Annotated in this window: 12 protein-coding genes and 1 pseudogene; 8 read left to right on the forward strand and 5 right to left on the reverse strand. The window is 35.4% G+C overall.

Annotation, left to right across the window (positions count from 1 at the left end; all coding sequences use genetic code 11):
* Nucleotides 1-27 precede the first annotated feature (27 nt).
* Nucleotides 28-522, reverse strand: coding sequence for a GNAT family N-acetyltransferase (locus MHB61_RS10720; protein ID WP_003129897.1), 495 nt, complete (start codon nucleotides 520-522; stop codon nucleotides 28-30).
* Between the two features lie 228 nt (nucleotides 523-750).
* On the opposite strand from MHB61_RS10720, the gene MHB61_RS10725 reads away from it, so the two are divergent.
* From MHB61_RS10725 to MHB61_RS10740, 4 genes are all read left to right on the forward strand, one after another.
* Nucleotides 751-1674, forward strand: a complete 924-nt coding sequence (locus MHB61_RS10725) for a phosphatase PAP2 family protein (protein ID WP_003129898.1) — start codon at nucleotides 751-753, stop codon at nucleotides 1672-1674.
* A 98-nt stretch (nucleotides 1675-1772) separates the two neighbouring features.
* Entirely contained in the window at nucleotides 1773-2303 is a 531-nt protein-coding gene (locus MHB61_RS10730; protein WP_003129899.1) for a cysteine hydrolase family protein, read from the forward strand.
* Nucleotides 2304-2466: 163 nt separating this feature from the next.
* A complete protein-coding gene (gene gltX / locus MHB61_RS10735) occupies nucleotides 2467-3918 on the forward strand; it encodes a glutamate--tRNA ligase (RefSeq protein ID WP_004254433.1) in 1452 nt (483 codons plus the stop codon).
* Between the two features lie 106 nt (nucleotides 3919-4024).
* On the forward strand, nucleotides 4025-5347 hold the full coding sequence (locus MHB61_RS10740; RefSeq protein WP_004254437.1) for an FAD-dependent oxidoreductase: 1323 nt from the start codon (nucleotides 4025-4027) through the stop codon (nucleotides 5345-5347).
* 87 nt (nucleotides 5348-5434) lie between these two features.
* On the opposite strand, the gene MHB61_RS10745 is transcribed toward MHB61_RS10740, so the two are convergent.
* From MHB61_RS10745 to MHB61_RS10755, 3 genes and pseudogenes are all read right to left on the reverse strand, one after another.
* Nucleotides 5435-6277, reverse strand: a complete 843-nt coding sequence (locus tag MHB61_RS10745) for an amino acid ABC transporter substrate-binding protein (RefSeq protein ID WP_004254442.1) — start codon at nucleotides 6275-6277, stop codon at nucleotides 5435-5437.
* A gap of 149 nt (nucleotides 6278-6426) precedes the next feature.
* Nucleotides 6427-7137 (reverse strand): annotated as a pseudogene (locus tag MHB61_RS10750) (gamma-glutamyl-gamma-aminobutyrate hydrolase family protein).
* A gap of 1 nt (nucleotide 7138) precedes the next feature.
* Complete coding sequence (locus tag MHB61_RS10755) at nucleotides 7139-9430, reverse strand: Xaa-Pro dipeptidyl-peptidase (RefSeq protein WP_004254450.1); 2292 nt, start codon at nucleotides 9428-9430, stop codon at nucleotides 7139-7141.
* A 171-nt stretch (nucleotides 9431-9601) separates the two neighbouring features.
* Between MHB61_RS10755 and gla the strand changes: the two genes are divergently transcribed.
* Entirely contained in the window at nucleotides 9602-10471 is an 870-nt protein-coding gene (gla, locus tag MHB61_RS10760) for an aquaglyceroporin Gla (protein WP_010906286.1), read from the forward strand.
* Nucleotides 10472-10513: 42 nt separating this feature from the next.
* Here gla and MHB61_RS10765 read toward each other — a convergent pair whose 3' ends face one another.
* Nucleotides 10514-11299, reverse strand: a complete 786-nt coding sequence (locus tag MHB61_RS10765) for a CPBP family intramembrane glutamic endopeptidase (RefSeq protein WP_004254455.1) — start codon at nucleotides 11297-11299, stop codon at nucleotides 10514-10516.
* Nucleotides 11300-11652: 353 nt separating this feature from the next.
* Here MHB61_RS10765 and MHB61_RS10770 point away from each other — a divergent pair, with 353 nt between their 5' ends.
* From MHB61_RS10770 to spxB, 3 genes are all read left to right on the forward strand, one after another.
* Nucleotides 11653-12432: a CppA C-terminal domain-containing protein gene (locus MHB61_RS10770; RefSeq protein ID WP_010906285.1), complete on the forward strand. Its 780-nt coding sequence runs from the start codon at nucleotides 11653-11655 to the stop codon at nucleotides 12430-12432.
* 72 nt (nucleotides 12433-12504) lie between these two features.
* Complete coding sequence (locus MHB61_RS10775; protein WP_004254459.1) at nucleotides 12505-13491, forward strand: serine hydrolase domain-containing protein; 987 nt, start codon at nucleotides 12505-12507, stop codon at nucleotides 13489-13491.
* Between the two features lie 196 nt (nucleotides 13492-13687).
* Nucleotides 13688-15391 (forward strand): pyruvate oxidase, encoded by a 1704-nt coding sequence (gene spxB, locus MHB61_RS10780; protein WP_004254461.1) that lies wholly within the window; start codon nucleotides 13688-13690, stop codon nucleotides 15389-15391.
* Nucleotides 15392-15591 lie beyond the last annotated feature (200 nt).

A 15591-nucleotide genomic window follows, 5' to 3' on the forward strand; every position in this document is an offset into this window, starting at 1 on the left:
ACAGGTTTGTTAGTAACTTTTGTTTTTTTAAAATTCCATGACCATATTGTACCAAGTTTCTCCACCGAATTTTGACTCGGAAAGTCCTTCGTTAGTAAAGCCGTGTTTTTCATAATAGGGAACTAAATAATCATGGCAAGTAAGACTAATTCCCAAACGTTTTTTCGATTTGGCTTCTTTTTCAAGTAAAAGGAGTAAGTTTGTCGCAATTCCTAAGCCTTGATAATCAGGGTCAACGGTTAAACTGATGATTTTTTGGAAACCACCTGTTTTGGGATTGGCTTCGGTACGTTCAAAAGATTCATCATCCAAGTAACGACCTTCTGTAACAGGACCAGAAACGTAACCTACGACAGTTCCTTCACTATTTCTTGCTGCGATAAAGCTATCAGGAATTAAGTTAATTCTTTCGATCATTGACTCTACAGAGAGGGCTTCATTTTCTGAGAAAGTAGCTCTTTCAATACGGATGACATCATCTATATCATTTGGCATAATTTGAGTATAAGTAATTTCATTCATACAATTAATTCTAACATAGACTGTTCAGAAAGGAAATCAATAATCATCCTTAGTAATTAAAAGAATAAATAGTTTGTCATTTAAAGGATATGAAGTGGTTTAAAAATCTAAAATCTTTAATAAAATAAAGTTTAACTAAATGTTTACTTAAGATTTACAAAAAATTTACATTGAGTTTTGGAGAATGGGATAAAATGAAAGGGTAGTAATCAAACCAATGGAGGTTTTATGAACACAAGCGGAAAAAAATTCCTAGGAATTTTAATTGGAATTTCAGCTCTTTTATTAATTATTGCGTCTTTGGGGGATTTGCAAATTTCTAAAATGGTTATGGATCAAAATTCAATTTTTGGTAATCTTTTTCAGATATTTGGAATGTTTCCGTCAGCGCTTATCCCTTTTATTTCAGCGGAAATTATCTTCATTTATGGTCTAAGACAAGATAATCAACTGACAAAATGGATTTTAGCGATTTCTGGACTTGGCTTTGCTTATTGGTCAGCATGGGGCTGGGTTGATGGTTGGATGTTTTACGGTGTGACCACACTTAATAACATCAAAAATCATCAGCCACTGGGTGCAGCAAATAACAGTATTGGAGCCACAGCGACTTATTCTTTCGGACTTGAAGCACTTTTTACATTTATTATCCTGGTCATCGGGACATTTTTGATTTATAGATGGCTGAGCAAGAAAACTTACGAAGAATTAAGTCAATTGATTATTGTGGCGATTGCTGGGATTGCTGTCGTTTATGCCAGCAACTCAATTGTCAATACGATGAAAGTTAACTGGGGGCGTTTTCGCCCTTATGAGGTTAAGGAAATTGTTTCCTCTACCAAAGGAACGTTCACTAATTGGTGGCATTTGAACGGTCAAACAGGTCATCAATCATTCCCGTCAGGTCATACAATCGCAGCGGCTGCAGCACTCTTTTTACCATTTTTTGCTGACAGAAAAAATCTTAAAGGCCAAAAGATTTTGGCTTACAGCGGATTTGTTTTCACACTTTTAATGATGGCTGCTCGGGTCCGAATTGGTGCACATTTCTTATCGGATACCACGATGTCATTAATTATCGCGTCTTTAGTTACTTTTGTTGCCACAAAGGCAATTGGTTATTCATTTATTGAGGAAGAGTCTCTCAACTAGAAAATTATAAAAGATTACTACAAAAATAACATTCTTTGGGGTGTTATTTTGATTTTGGTTGTAAATTCTTTGTTTTCTGGAGAGATTGTCTTATACTAATGCTAAGAAAATCAATTTTTGAAAGGAATAAAAAGATGAAAACAAGTGATGCTTTAATTGTAATTGATATGCAAAATGAGGTATGTGCCGGGATTTATCGGAGAGAAGAATTAATTGAGCAAATTAATCAACGAATTCTTACTTATCGAAAGGCTAAAAAACCGATTATTTTTATCCAGCATAATGATGATGAACTGATAAAAGAAAGTTTTGGTTGGCAAATGATTCCAGAATTGCTGACAGCATCTACTGACAAGTATGTTGAAAAAACGCATGCCAATGGTTTCTATCAAACGGAACTGCAAAAATTACTGACAGACTTGTCAGTAAAATTGATTGAATTTTGCGGTGCTCAAACTGAATTTTGTGTTAACACGACGCTTGTTTTTGCTCATGGTCTGGGCTATCAAAATTGGATGCAAAGAGGGGCAAGTTCAACTTTTGATAGTAAATGGCTGTCAGCAAAAGAAATCGTTGATTTTTATGAAAAACATCTTTGGGATGAACGATTTCTTCAATTCTTAGATTAAATTTGTCAATGATAGATTACAAATGAATTTTAGGTCGGCATGCTTTCTTAATTTGTGGTAAAATAGAGGTGATTGTTAGAGTAGTTTAGGCTATTTAAAACCAAGAACGATTCATTTCTTACAGAAAAGAAGTGAACGAATTAATGAGGAGAATTGGATTAATATGAATAAAAAAATCCGCGTCCGTTACGCACCATCACCAACAGGACTTTTGCATATCGGGAATGCTCGTACAGCCCTTTTTAACTATCTTTTTGCCCGTCATCACGGGGGAGATTTTATCATCCGTATTGAAGATACAGACCGTGAACGTCACGTAGAAGATGGTGAGCGTTCACAACTTGAAAACCTTCGTTGGTTGGGAATGGATTGGGATGAAAGTCCTGAAACACATGAAAACTACCGTCAATCAGAACGTTTGCCTTTATATCAAAAATATATTGACCAATTGTTGACTGAAGGAAAAGCTTATTATTCTTATAAAACGCCAGAAGAACTTGAAGCTGACCATGCGAAACAAGAAGCGGCAGGAATTGCTCCACACTATATTAACGAATATGCTGACATGAGTGATGATGAAAAAGCAGCTTATATCGCGGAGCGTAAAGCGCAAAATATTGAACCGGTTGTTCGTATTTCTGTTGATGAAAAAGCAATTTATAAATGGAATGATATTGTTAAAGGCGACATTGAATTTGAAGGTAAAAACATCGGTGGAGATTGGGTAATCCAAAAACGTGATGGTTACCCAACTTACAATTTTGCTGTTGTTGTTGATGACCATGATATGCAAATCTCACATGTTATCCGTGGCGATGACCATATTGCCAATACACCAAAACAATTAGTTGTTTACGATGCTTTGGGTTGGGAAGCACCACAATTTGGTCACATGACTTTGATTATTAATTCTGAAACTGGGAAAAAATTATCAAAACGTGACACAAATACACTTCAGTTTATTGAAGACTACCGTAAAAAAGGTTACATGTCTGATGCCATTTTCAACTTTATTGCACTTTTGGGCTGGAATCCTGGTGGAGAAAAAGAAATTTTCTCTCGTGAAGAATTAATTGAACTTTTTGATGAACATCGTTTGTCTAAATCACCAGCAGCCTTTGACCAAAAGAAATTGGACTGGTTGGATAATGAATACATCAAAAATGCTGATTTTGCTAAAGTATTTGAATTGACAAAACCATTCCTTGTTGCTGCTAATCGCTTTGATGAACGTGCTGAGGAACTGGTTAAACTTTATCAACCACAAATGAAATCAGCAGATGAAATTGTTGAATTAACAGACCTTTTCTATGGAGATTTCCCAGAATTGACTGATGAAGCTCGTGAAATGTTGGCTGCTGAAACAACACCATTAGCTTTGAGTACTTTCCGTGCAAAATTGGCTGAGCTTCCTGAAAATGATTTTACAGTGGAAAATATTTTCCCACTCTTTAAAGCGACTCAAAAAGAAACTGGCGTAAAAGGTAAAATGCTTTGGATGCCAATTCGTATTGCAGCTTCAGGTTCAATGCATGGTCCAGAATTACCAGAAACAATTGCACTTCTTGGAAAAGAAAAAGTATTGGCTCATTTGGACGCTGCTTTAAATAAATAATATAATAAAAAGACGCCGTGTGGCGTCTTTTTATTAAACCAAAATAGAACACTCAGACATTCAAATGGTATAAAATAAGGAGATAAACTAACGAAAAGAGAGACTTATGGAAACAAGACATTTCAAAAATATTATTATTGGATTCGGTAAGGCTGGTCGAGCTTTGGCAAAAACATTGTCGCAGCACGGAGAAGAAGCTCTGATTATTGAACGTGACCAGGCGATGTACGGCGGAACTTGTCCCAATGTTGGCTGTGCACCTTCTAAAACTCTAATTGTTGCCGGACAAAAAAATATGAACTTTTCAGAAGCAATGGCTACTAAATACAAGGTTCGTGAAATTTTACACAATGGAGCCTATCACGGGGCAGCTGACGAACCATTGGTTTATGTTATGGATGGAATTGCGCGTTTTATTAATCAAGAAACCCTTGAGGTCGTTAATGGTGACAAGATAAGCAAAGTGATTGGAGAACGCATTTTCATCAATACGGGAGCAACTCCAGTGATTCCCGAAATTTCAGGAATTCAAGAATCCAAAAATGTAATTACATCTGAAGGAGCGATGGAACTTTCTGAACTTCCAAAGAAATTAGTTATCATCGGCGCGGGCTATATTGGTTTAGAATTTGCCGGAATGTTTAATAAATTTGGGTCTAAGGTCACAATTTTAGAACCTCATTCAACATTTTTACCCAAAGAAGACGATGATATTTCAAGGGAAATTTTTAAAGATTTAAAGGCTTCAGGAGTTGAAATTCATCTTGGGGTTAAAGTTGAAAAAATTACTGACAGCGAAGTTTTGGCAGGAGGTCAGACCTATTCAGCTGACAAGATATTAGTGGCAACAGGTCGCAGGCCTAATATTACTGACTTAAATTTGGAAAAAGCTGGTGTTGAACTTTCAGAAAGTGGTTATATTAAAGTTGATGATGATTTAAAAACAAGTACAGAAAATATCTGGGCACTTGGTGACGTTCGGGGAGGTGGACAATTCTACTATCTGTCAACAGATGATTTTCGGATTGTCAATAATCAATTGTTTGGTGATCACTCGCGTAAATTAAGTGACAGAACACTCGTGCCCTATTCTGTTTTTATTAGTCCAACATTATCTCGAATTGGCTTGGATGAAAAACAAGCGAAAAAAGCTGGGGTTAATTATCGTTTATTTAAGATGGCTGCGGCACCAATTGTTAAGTCTAAAGTTGTTCAAGATACTCGCGGAATTCTTAAAGCTCTTGTTGACCCAAAAACAGATGAAATTCTCGGTGCAACTTTATATCATGAAGATTCTCATGAGGTCATCAATCTTGTAAGTTTGGCTATGAAAATGCATACGCCCTATCAAATTTTACGCGACCAAATTTTCACTCATCCAACAATGGGCGAAGGTCTGAATGATTTATTTCAAAATGAAGTGAAATAAAAGTTACTGACAGCTTTCTTTTATGAGTGAGTATCGCACAAAAAATTTCTGTCAGTAAAAAAAACTCGTCATTGACGAGTTATTTAATTATTTGAATTGGTCAGCAGCTGGAATATGGCTGTCATGGAAATATTGTTCTGACAGTTTTTTAAGTGTGCCGTTGTCGTAAAGTTTTTTGAGCTCAACATTCAAATCTTTTTGCAACTTGCTTTGGCTGTTATCAAGAATAAAGTAATCATAAGTTTTAAATTCTGGTTGTTTATCCAAGTCTGTTGGAACAGTATCCACTAAACCTGTGATTGCATGTTCTTTAATCAAATTTTCTGCGGGTGCTTTAGAAGCAAATAAGAAATCAATTTGTCCACTAGAAACAGCAGATAAACGGTCGGCTAAAGGACGTTGGCTGTATTTTACATTGATTTTTTTGTCTGGATGATTTTTGTTCCAGCTTTCAAACATATCACCATAGTTGGTTCCAGCAGGAATTTCTGTCGTTTTACCAGCAAGTTGAGAGATTTTTGTAATATTTTCTTTAGATGTTGAGAAAATCGCATCAATTCCTTGGCGAACAGGATAGCTAAAGAGATATTTTTCAGAACGTGCTTTTGTCTTACCAAAATTATTTGCCGCAATTTGTGCACGACCACCGTCTAAAGCAGCTAAAATCGCACTATCTTCATAGACTTTAAAGTCGAATTTATAATCCTTCATGTCTTTGTCAGCAGCTTTTAAAATATCATATTCAAAACCAGTCATTTTGCCATTTTCGCTGTATTCATAAGGGACAGAAGCGGCAGAAGTTGCAACAGTTACGGTTGTTACTTTATCTGTTGATTTAGAAGATGAATTATCTTTTGACGAGCAAGCAGCAAGTAAGCCAATTGAGGCAATTCCAACTGTTGCAAGAGTCAACAATTTTATTTTTTTCATATCAATTTCTCCTCAGAAATTTTGTCAGCTCAGTTTTTATTTTAAATTTGGAAGTTGGTTACGAGTGAGCTGACTTTTAATATAGACATAATATTAACATAATCTTAAAAAAACCACCATAAAAAAGATTTATGACGGTTTTTTAACTTTTATATGGTTCCGTTAGCGAAAATTTCAAAAATTTTCTTATCAAAATGCTCAGTTTCCCAAGTACATTCTGGGTGCCATTGGACAGCAAGCACATGTTTTTCTTTATTTTCAATCGCTTCAACTAAGCCATCGTTTCCATGAGCAATGGCCGTCAAGCCTTGGCCCAAATCTTTAATGACTTGATGATGGAAAGAATTAACCATATAATTTTCAGGCAAGAAGCCCAAGGCACTTTCTTGTTCAACACTAATATGATGAGTTGGAATTTCTTGTGGTGTTGGACTTTGGAGATGTTTTATCTGACTTGAAGTTTGACTCAAGTCTTGATAAAGCCTTCCGCCAAAATAAACATTGAGTAACTGTAGGCCACGACAAACGCCCAAAATAGGTTTATTTGCTTCTAGAGCAGCTTTGATTGTGGCAAGCTCAAAACGGTCACGAATCGGATCAGTTGTTCCTAATTTAGCATTAGGCTCCTCACCATATAGATAAGGACTGACATCTGCCCCACCAGTCAGTACAATTTTATCTACCAGTGTCAGGTAATTTTTTATATTTTCGGTTTTGTCAACAGGAAGAATAATCACAGTATGACCTAAATCCTGAAAAACATCAATAAATGATTGACGAGTATAGCTTACTTTGTTCCACCAAAAAGGGGATTGTTCAACTGTATTGTAAGGAGTTCAAAGAATTCCAATAATTGCCATCTTATTTTTTCACACTTTCAATAGGAATAATGAGTTTAGATTGAGATAAATCAATCTCGTAAGTCACTTTACGATTATCACGAACCGTATGTTCAAAGTCAGTACTATAGAGTATGACCCGAAGTTTATCCGCTTTTTCTAAATGATAAATCGTTGGTTGTAGTTCAAATTTGAGCGTAAACCATTCGTCAGCTTTTAAATCACTGACCGTCAGTAAATCTTTGTTTTGGAGATTGGTAAATCCTTTAGTGACCAACTGATAAGGACTTTCGACAAGAGGAAGTTCAACCAAATCATCTAACATGAAGTTTCGGCCACGGTCAAGAACTTTAAAATCTTTTACTCTTGCTTTATCTTCCAGCCGTTTTTTGGGACCAAAATCAAGAATTTGAGCAGATAAGAGCCCTTTACTATCATTTAATTTTAGTCTGATTTCTAGTTCAATTGGACCATTAATTGTTAACTCAGAAGGAAGTTCTAAATCAATGACAGCTTCGTTAGCTTTATTTTCAAATAAATCTTTTTTAAAGACATTGAAATCTTTAGAATACTTTTTGAAGCTTTCATCATCATAGTGGTTATCAAATTGAGCAAAAGAAACCGCCGTTTTCCCAAGGGGGAGTTTGAGCTGGTCATCGCCCCCAAATTTACTGACAGCTGACCAAACTTGTTCTTTAGAATTTTCCTGTAAAATAACGGGTGGAAGATTTAAATTTAAATCTCTATCTAATAATTTGGCAGAGAAATAAGCATTGATTGTCTCAGAAAAATCAATGGATTGCCAAGAATTCATATAAATATGAGCCCCACGATGTAAAAAGGCATGCTTGGCATGACCTTCTGGCAGAGCCTGCCAAAAATTATAAGCTTGTTCGGGTGTAACATTCCAGTCTTGTAAGCCGTGAACAATTAGGACGTCAGCTCTAACTTGGTCAGAATTGATTAAATAATTTCGGTCATGCCAAAATTGATTGTAATCACCAGACTTACGGTCTAAAGCAGTGGTCATTTCTGCTAAACGTTTTTCGTATTCATCATTTCCTTTTAAATAATCAGCACCATCAAGATTTCGTGAGTAAGTCAGTGCAGCAAGCACATCTAAATCTTCACCAGGAAAGCCACCAGGAGAACGGACAAGACCATTTTCACGATAGTAATTATACCAAGAAGAAATTCCAGCTTCAGCTAAAATGACTTCAAGTCCATCGACTCCAGTAGTAGCAGCACCATAAGCCATCGTTCCTAAATATGACTTTCCAGTCATGGCTACTTTTCCGTTTGCCCAAGTGGCCTTAATTTCATGCGTCTTTTTACGAGAAGTATAGGCACGAGTTCGGCCATTTAACCAATCAATGACAGCAGTCATACTATAAATTTGCTGATAATCGCCTGAAGTTTGGAAGCCATTTGAGCCACGCGTTCCAACACCAGCCACATAAATAGAAGCAAAACCACGCGTCAAAAAGTAGTCATTTAAAGAATAAGTCCAACCATGAGTAAAGCGATAAGGTGCTTTATCTACAATAGGAAGTTCTTTGGTTTCAGATGGACGTTTTTGTGGAAGCTTTCCTTGGACATGAATTTTGTGACTGTCCTTTTTTTCCAAATCAACATTCATTTCATGAAGCGCTAAATCATTTGCTTTCTCATTGATTCCCAAATGATAAGGACTTGCGGTTATCACAACCGGAAGCTTTTCTGTACTTTTTGGACGGATAATTTGAATTTTAATTAAGTCATTTTTTCCTTTTTGCTCAGTATCAACTGGACTTTCAACCCAAACGACCTCACGTTCAAGGAGCGAAGAATCAAAAGTTGCCAATGATTTGTCATTGAAAAAGTGATAGTGATTATCCAAAGGAAGAAGACCTTCTGAAACCCAATGTTCAACAAGAATCATCCCGCTTTTACGACGGCTACAAAGTAAATAGTAAAAAGCAGAGATGATAGTTTCAGTTGTCATTTCAACATCCCTTTGTGGAAGATTAAGTTTTTTAGCAAATTCAGTTGCTTTTCCTATTTCAAAATCAAAATTTGGAACAAAGTCAAGAAGTTGCAAAGTAATATTCCAGAAAATTTCCCAATCTAATTCAATAGAGGATTTTAAGAATTCAATGACATCTAGCTCAGTATTTGCTTGTAAAACAGTCATATCAGTAGGACTTTGAATGAGAAAATCTTTTAAAATTTTCTTTTCATCCCAAAAAACAGACCAACGAAACCCAAGCTGATCAAGTTCTGCTAGTTGTTCATCAAAGTTTTTATCAACAATTGAAAAATGATTAAAGCGCATCTTAAGTCCTCCATAAAAAGCATGATAATTCTTTTAATTATAGCAAATTTTCAGTAAATAATCAAACTAAAAGGGTCTAATTTCCAATGAATATTTGAAGCAAGCGCGCTTTTCTGATATAATAGCTGAGGTTATTATATTAAAATCAAATTTTGGAGGGTTCCATAAAAAATGGATGTTACATGGACAGTGAAATATATCACTGAATTTGTCGGAACTGCGCTACTCATCATCATGGGTAATGGTGCGGTTGCCAACGTTGAACTTAAAGGTACAAAAGCTCACGCACAATCTTGGATGATTATTGGTTGGGGTTATGGACTTGGTGTAATGCTACCAGCAGTTGCTTTCGGTAATATTACTTCACAAATTAATCCAGCTTTCACACTTGGACTTGCAGCCTCAGGACTTTTTCCTTGGGCACATGTTGCTCAATATATTATTGCGCAAGTTTTAGGTGCGATGTTTGGACAATTATTGATTGTTATGGTTTATCGCCCATACTATCTTAAAACACAAAATCCAAATGCTATTCTTGGAACTTTCTCAACAATCGATAATGTTGATGACAATGATAAAAAAACTCGTTTGGGAGCCACAATTAATGGTTTCTTGAATGAATTTGTTGGATCATTCGTCTTGTTCTTCGGAGCAGTTGCTGCGACAAATATCTTCTTTGGTAGTCAATCAATTACTTGGATGACAAACTACTTGAAAGGTCAAGGAGCAGATGTTTCTTCATCAGACATTATGAATCAGATTTGGGTTCAAGCCTCAGGAGCTTCAGCTTCTAAAATGGTTGCTCACTTATTCTTAGGATTCCTTGTTATGGGACTTGTAGTCGCTCTTGGCGGTCCTACAGGACCTGGTTTGAATCCAGCGCGTGACTTTGGTCCACGTTTGGTTCACAGCCTCTTACCAAAATCAGTTTTGGGTGAAGCAAAAGGTTCTTCTAAATGGTGGTATGCATGGGTTCCAGTTTTGGCACCAATTCTTGCATCACTTGCAGCCGTAGCTCTATTTAAAATGATTTATCTTTAAAAAATAAAAAAAATACTGACAGAATTTCTGTCAGTAATTTTTTTATTTAAGCACAAGCGCAATTACTAACCCAAAGAGATTCCAAAGAAGATGGACACTCATGTTAAGATAAAAATTGCGATATTTAGCATAAAGACTGGTAAGCACGAGACTCATTAAACCGTAAGTTAACCAGCTGTAGAGGTCAGTAGGACCATGCATGTAAGCAAAAAGGAGCAATGCCGTTAAAAAAGCAAAATATTTTTGATTTTTGAAAATGACTTCAAAAATTCCTACCCGATAAACAAGTTCCTCTAAAAAACCAGCAGCAAGTGTTTGGGTCGCAAAGACAGCAATTGGAATCACTTTTTGTAGCTCATTTAGTGAATCTTGATTACTGGTTGTTGGACTTTGATTGATAATTTGAGCAAAAATTCCTGTCAGAATAGAGACCAGAAAAAGCAAAGCAAAACCAATTATTATTTTTAAAGGAGGAAAATATTTCCAGCTTATTTTAGGGATAATATCAGCTTTACGAGCAATCAGATAAGAAGAAATAATCGTAAGTAAAAAGATAATGAAAAAGATGACGGTATCTAAGGTTGTGAAATGGTGCTGATAAGCAAAAATGGTTGTCGCAAGCATTGGTAAGTTAGATAAAATAAAGAGCACCAACCAAACTGATTTGTGATAAGCAAAAATTAATCCAACAATCGATAATACGAGAGCTGTCATTAAAAATGGCAAGTGAAAAATACTGACAGATAGGGCTGAAAAAAGTAGCGCCAAAATAATTACAATTACCCAACGATATTTGGCTAATGATTGAAGTTTTTCTATATTAAACATGTCAATATTATAGCATAGTAATAGCTGTCAGCAGAAGAAAATATTTCATTTTTGTTGATAACTTTTGTTAATCTGAACTTGAATAAATTGTAGTAAAATAGAGCTACCTCAAAAATGTGCATATCTGGCAACCACACTAAAAGGTCAGTCTAACTTTGTTCGTACCTAGATATGTACTTAAAACTATCCTTAAAAATGCCCATGGTTAACGACTATGAGTTTTTTTATTGAGATTTTAAAATTACACATTTAATGTAGAAAGGAAAACTAAAAGATATAAATCGTTGATAATTTCCTTGAAATTTGCGAAAATAAGAGATAGTTATTTGTAAATGTAATCAATGGAGGCTAAAATGAGCGAGATTATAAATCATATTACCGCTTTTCAACCAGTCTATCGTGTGCTTAACCGTGAAGAAAATTTAGATTTCTACCGTGAAGTGCTTGGATTTAAGGTCTTGGTAGAAGAAGGCGCAATGGTATGGCTTGGTGGGCATGAAGCGAAAAAAGATCGGTTTCAATTAGAAGAATCACCAGGTTTTCGTCCTGTTGAAGGATTGAAAAAACACGGGCAAACGGTGATCAAAGCTAATTCATCTGAGATTGAGCAATTAATTGTTCGTAACTTGGACAAGATTTCTAAGGTCTATAAAGGAAAAAACGGCTTTGCTTTTTCAGCACTTTCGCCTGAAGCAGAACTTTTTTTGGTAACATCAGATTTACTGACAGATTTATCATCACTGACAGAAATTGATAAATCAGAAATTGAACTTGAGGAAGATAAAACTTTTAAAGGTTTGTCAGATTTTGAAATTATAGCAATGGATTTGAATGTTGCTGACCAATCAATTATTGAATTTTATGAATCAGTTTTTGGTCTTAAAGCAATCAATAACCAAATTGAATTTCCTTTTGTAACTTTGACTTTTAGTGTTGAAGAAAGCGAAGATTTAGCTGCAGGAACCGATGAAGTACTTGACCTTGAGTTTTTAGTGTTCATGATTGATAAAGATTTTGATTTGAAAGATTTTGCTCATCAATTTTCTGATGTGGACGGAACATATTTGGATGGCTCAGCTAAAACTTTTTCATTAGAAGTTCCTGACCATGTAGAACTTTGGTTTGTAAAATAATAATTTTAAAAAAACTTGTTAATTTTTGACAAGTTTTTTTACTCAAAATAAATCAGAAACGAAGGTTGAAACATGAAAAATCAACAAGAATTTTTAAAAATAATCGAAGATTATATTGAGCGTGACGTTTTCCCAGGTGTCAATTTCGCAATTATTGAAGGAGAAAAAGTTAATGAGTATCTTTTAGGAAATTCAGCAATTTATCCTAAAACAATCAAGCTCACTCAGGGAAAAAAATGGGATTTAGCTTCTTTGACAAAAGTAGTGGGCACCGGAACAGCCGTCATTAATCTTGTCCTAGCAGGAAAGTTAGAAATTGATGCCCCTCTTCAAAAATATTATTCTAAATTTACTGACAGAAGCGTCAGCTTGCGGCAATTACTGACACACACTTCTGGTATTGATCCTTTCATAAAAAATAGAGATAAGCTAAACGCAAAAGAACTGACAGAAGCAATTAATCAGATTAAAATTACTGACAATAAGACCTTCAAATATACAGATATTAATTTTATTTTACTAGGTTTTTTATTAGAAGAATATTATGGAGAAAGTCTGGATAAAATCTTTTACAAACAAGTATTTGAAGACTGGAAAATGACTGACACAAGTTTTGGACCAGTAGAAAATGCAGTACCAACAAGTCAAAATATCCCAGTAGGAACAGTTCATGACCCTAAAGCTCAAGTTTTAAAAAATCATTGTGGCTCAGCCGGCTTATTTTCAACGATGTCTGATTTAATTTTATTCAGTCAAGCTTATTTTCAAGAAGAAAAATATTTAAAGCTGACAAAAAATTATGCTGACGGAGATAAAAAAAGAAGTTTGGCTTGGGACTTACTCGGGCCAAATGATGATTGGTTGCTTCATACTGGTTATACCGGAACTTTTTTATTAATTAATCCTCGCATCAAAAAAGCAGTCGTTTTCTTATCAAATCGTGTACATTTAAAAGATAATCGAGAAAAATGGATTGAAGAACGTGACTTCTTGATAAAATTTTTAATCAGCCATTTGACCTTAGATCAAGACATAAATAAAAAGAACTGTACTGTTTAGTTTACAGTTCTTTTTTAGTTATTGCTGACAGACTAAAAAAATAAATGGCTGGACTCAAATAGTCTACATTTAGATTTTTTTGACCTATAATTTACTTGAAAAGTAATTTATTTACTTACGGCGAAAGGAGAAATTAGTATATAAAGTAGTTTCAAAGTAGTTAGTAGTTGATAGATTTAAGGTCAAGGAGAATATCATGACAAAAATAAATGCATCAGATGCAATGTTAAAAGTTATTGAAGATTGGGGTGTCAAAAATATTTACGGTTTACCCGGTGGGTCAATTGATTCGACAATGAACGCATTATATAACCGAAGAGACACATTAAATTACATTCAAGTTCGTCACGAAGAAGTGGGTGCTTTAGCAGCCGTTGGGGAAGCAAAAGTAACCGGAGAAATCGGAGTAACCTTTGGTTCAGCAGGACCAGGAGCCGTTCACTTGTTAAATGGATTATATGATGCTCAATATGACCATGTTCCAGTACTTGCCTTGGTTGGTCAAGTTCCAACGAGTGCAATGAATACTAATTATTTCCAAGAATTAAATGAAAATCCAATGTTTGCTGACGTTAGTGTCTATAACAGAACAGTAATGACCGCAGAACAAATGCCAGCAGTAGTTGATGAAGCGATTCGTCAAGCCTATGCCAAACGTGGTGTTGCCGTCATTACCATTCCCAAAGATTTAGGTTGGCAAGAAATTGAAGATAATTATGTCTCTAGCGCTAATCTATATCAAAAACCTTTGCCACTAGAACCTGCGGCTGAAAAAATCCAAGAAGCATGGAAAATACTAAAAGAAGCAAAACGCCCTTTGATTTATATTGGTCAAGGAACAAGAGGAGCCCGCAAGGAAATCTTAGAACTTTCTAAAATGCTTCATGCTCCAATTTTGAGTTCTGCCTTAGGAAAAGGAATTATTCCTGACAATGCCCCTGCTTACATGGGGTCAGCTGGTCGAGTGGCCTCTAAACCTGGGGTAGAAATTGCTTCTAACACAGATGCTGTTTTGTTCTTAGGTTCAGACATGCCATTCCAAAGTTTCTTTATTCCTAAAGATGCTAAATACGTACAAGTTGATATTGACGGAACTAAATTTGGACGTCGTCATCAAGTAGATTTAGCTATTTTGGCAGATGCCAAACTGACAATTAAGAAATTAATGGAAGTGGGAGAACAACTTCCAGAAACAAATTGGTATCGCGCAGCACTAGCAGACAAAGAAAATTGGGTAGAGTGGCTTGAAAAACGTTCAGTCATTGACAGCTCACCTTTGGAAGTAGAACCTGTCTTTAAAGCCATTAATGACATGGCCACTGATGACGCCATTTTCCAAGTTGATGTAGGAAATGTCACAATTGATGGAATGAGACTTCTCGATACAAGTAAGGATCAAAAATTCACAACAAGTGGCTGGTATGCGACAATGGGTTATGCTCTACCTGCAGCAATTGGTGCGAAAGCGCAATATCCAGACCGTCAAGTTTGGTCAATTTCTGGTGACGGAGCTTGGGCAATGGTGATGCCTGATATTCTTACTCAGGTCAAATATAACTTACCAATTATCAATGTTGTTTTGACCAATAAGAGCCTTGGATTTATCGAAGCAGAACAAGATGATGCCAAACAACCACACTCAGGAATTGATTTGATAGGTGCTAATTTTGGCGCTTCTGCAGCGGCTTTGGGAGCTTTAGGTTTTGATGTTAATAATTTGTCAGAATTAAATGAAGCTTTTGCAAAAGCTAAAGAAGCGAATCGTCCAACGGTCATCAATGTCAACATCTTTGACCATCGTCCATTACCTGTTGAACAATTGCAACTTGATTCTGCTGAATTTGAAAAAGAATATCAAACTCAAGGATTGATTCCATTTAGCAAATTGATTCAAGAATAAAAATAAATAATATTAGAATAAAAAGACATTAGAAGAGAGCTCTAATGTCTTTTTTAGATAGATTAAAATAAAAGAATAAATTAGAATAAAATTAGTTTTTGTTAGATAGGGATTATAAAAAAACAAAGTCAAATCATAGTATTATTAGTCACTATATATGAACTTGTACGCGTTATTCATTGTCTTAGCGAATGTACTTT

The organism is Lactococcus sp. FSL K6-0773 (assembly GCF_038006485.1).
In the GTDB taxonomy this organism is placed as follows: Bacteria; Bacillota; Bacilli; order Lactobacillales; family Streptococcaceae; genus Lactococcus; species Lactococcus lactis.

Coding starts and splice junctions, on each gene's coding strand:
- MHB61_RS10720 (WP_003129897.1), bottom strand. CDS start 522: ATGAATGAAATTACTTATACTCAAATTATGCCAAATGATATAGATGAT.
- MHB61_RS10725 (WP_003129898.1), top strand. CDS start 751: ATGAACACAAGCGGAAAAAAATTCCTAGGAATTTTAATTGGAATTTCA.
- MHB61_RS10730 (WP_003129899.1), top strand. CDS start 1,773: ATGCTAAGAAAATCAATTTTTGAAAGGAATAAAAAGATGAAAACAAGT.
- gltX (WP_004254433.1), top strand. CDS start 2,467: ATGAATAAAAAAATCCGCGTCCGTTACGCACCATCACCAACAGGACTT.
- MHB61_RS10740 (WP_004254437.1), top strand. CDS start 4,025: ATGGAAACAAGACATTTCAAAAATATTATTATTGGATTCGGTAAGGCT.
- MHB61_RS10745 (WP_004254442.1), bottom strand. CDS start 6,277: ATGAAAAAAATAAAATTGTTGACTCTTGCAACAGTTGGAATTGCCTCA.
- MHB61_RS10755 (WP_004254450.1), bottom strand. CDS start 9,430: ATGCGCTTTAATCATTTTTCAATTGTTGATAAAAACTTTGATGAACAA.
- gla (WP_010906286.1), top strand. CDS start 9,602: ATGGATGTTACATGGACAGTGAAATATATCACTGAATTTGTCGGAACT.
- MHB61_RS10765 (WP_004254455.1), bottom strand. CDS start 11,299: ATGTTTAATATAGAAAAACTTCAATCATTAGCCAAATATCGTTGGGTA.
- MHB61_RS10770 (WP_010906285.1), top strand. CDS start 11,653: ATGAGCGAGATTATAAATCATATTACCGCTTTTCAACCAGTCTATCGT.
- MHB61_RS10775 (WP_004254459.1), top strand. CDS start 12,505: ATGAAAAATCAACAAGAATTTTTAAAAATAATCGAAGATTATATTGAG.
- spxB (WP_004254461.1), top strand. CDS start 13,688: ATGACAAAAATAAATGCATCAGATGCAATGTTAAAAGTTATTGAAGAT.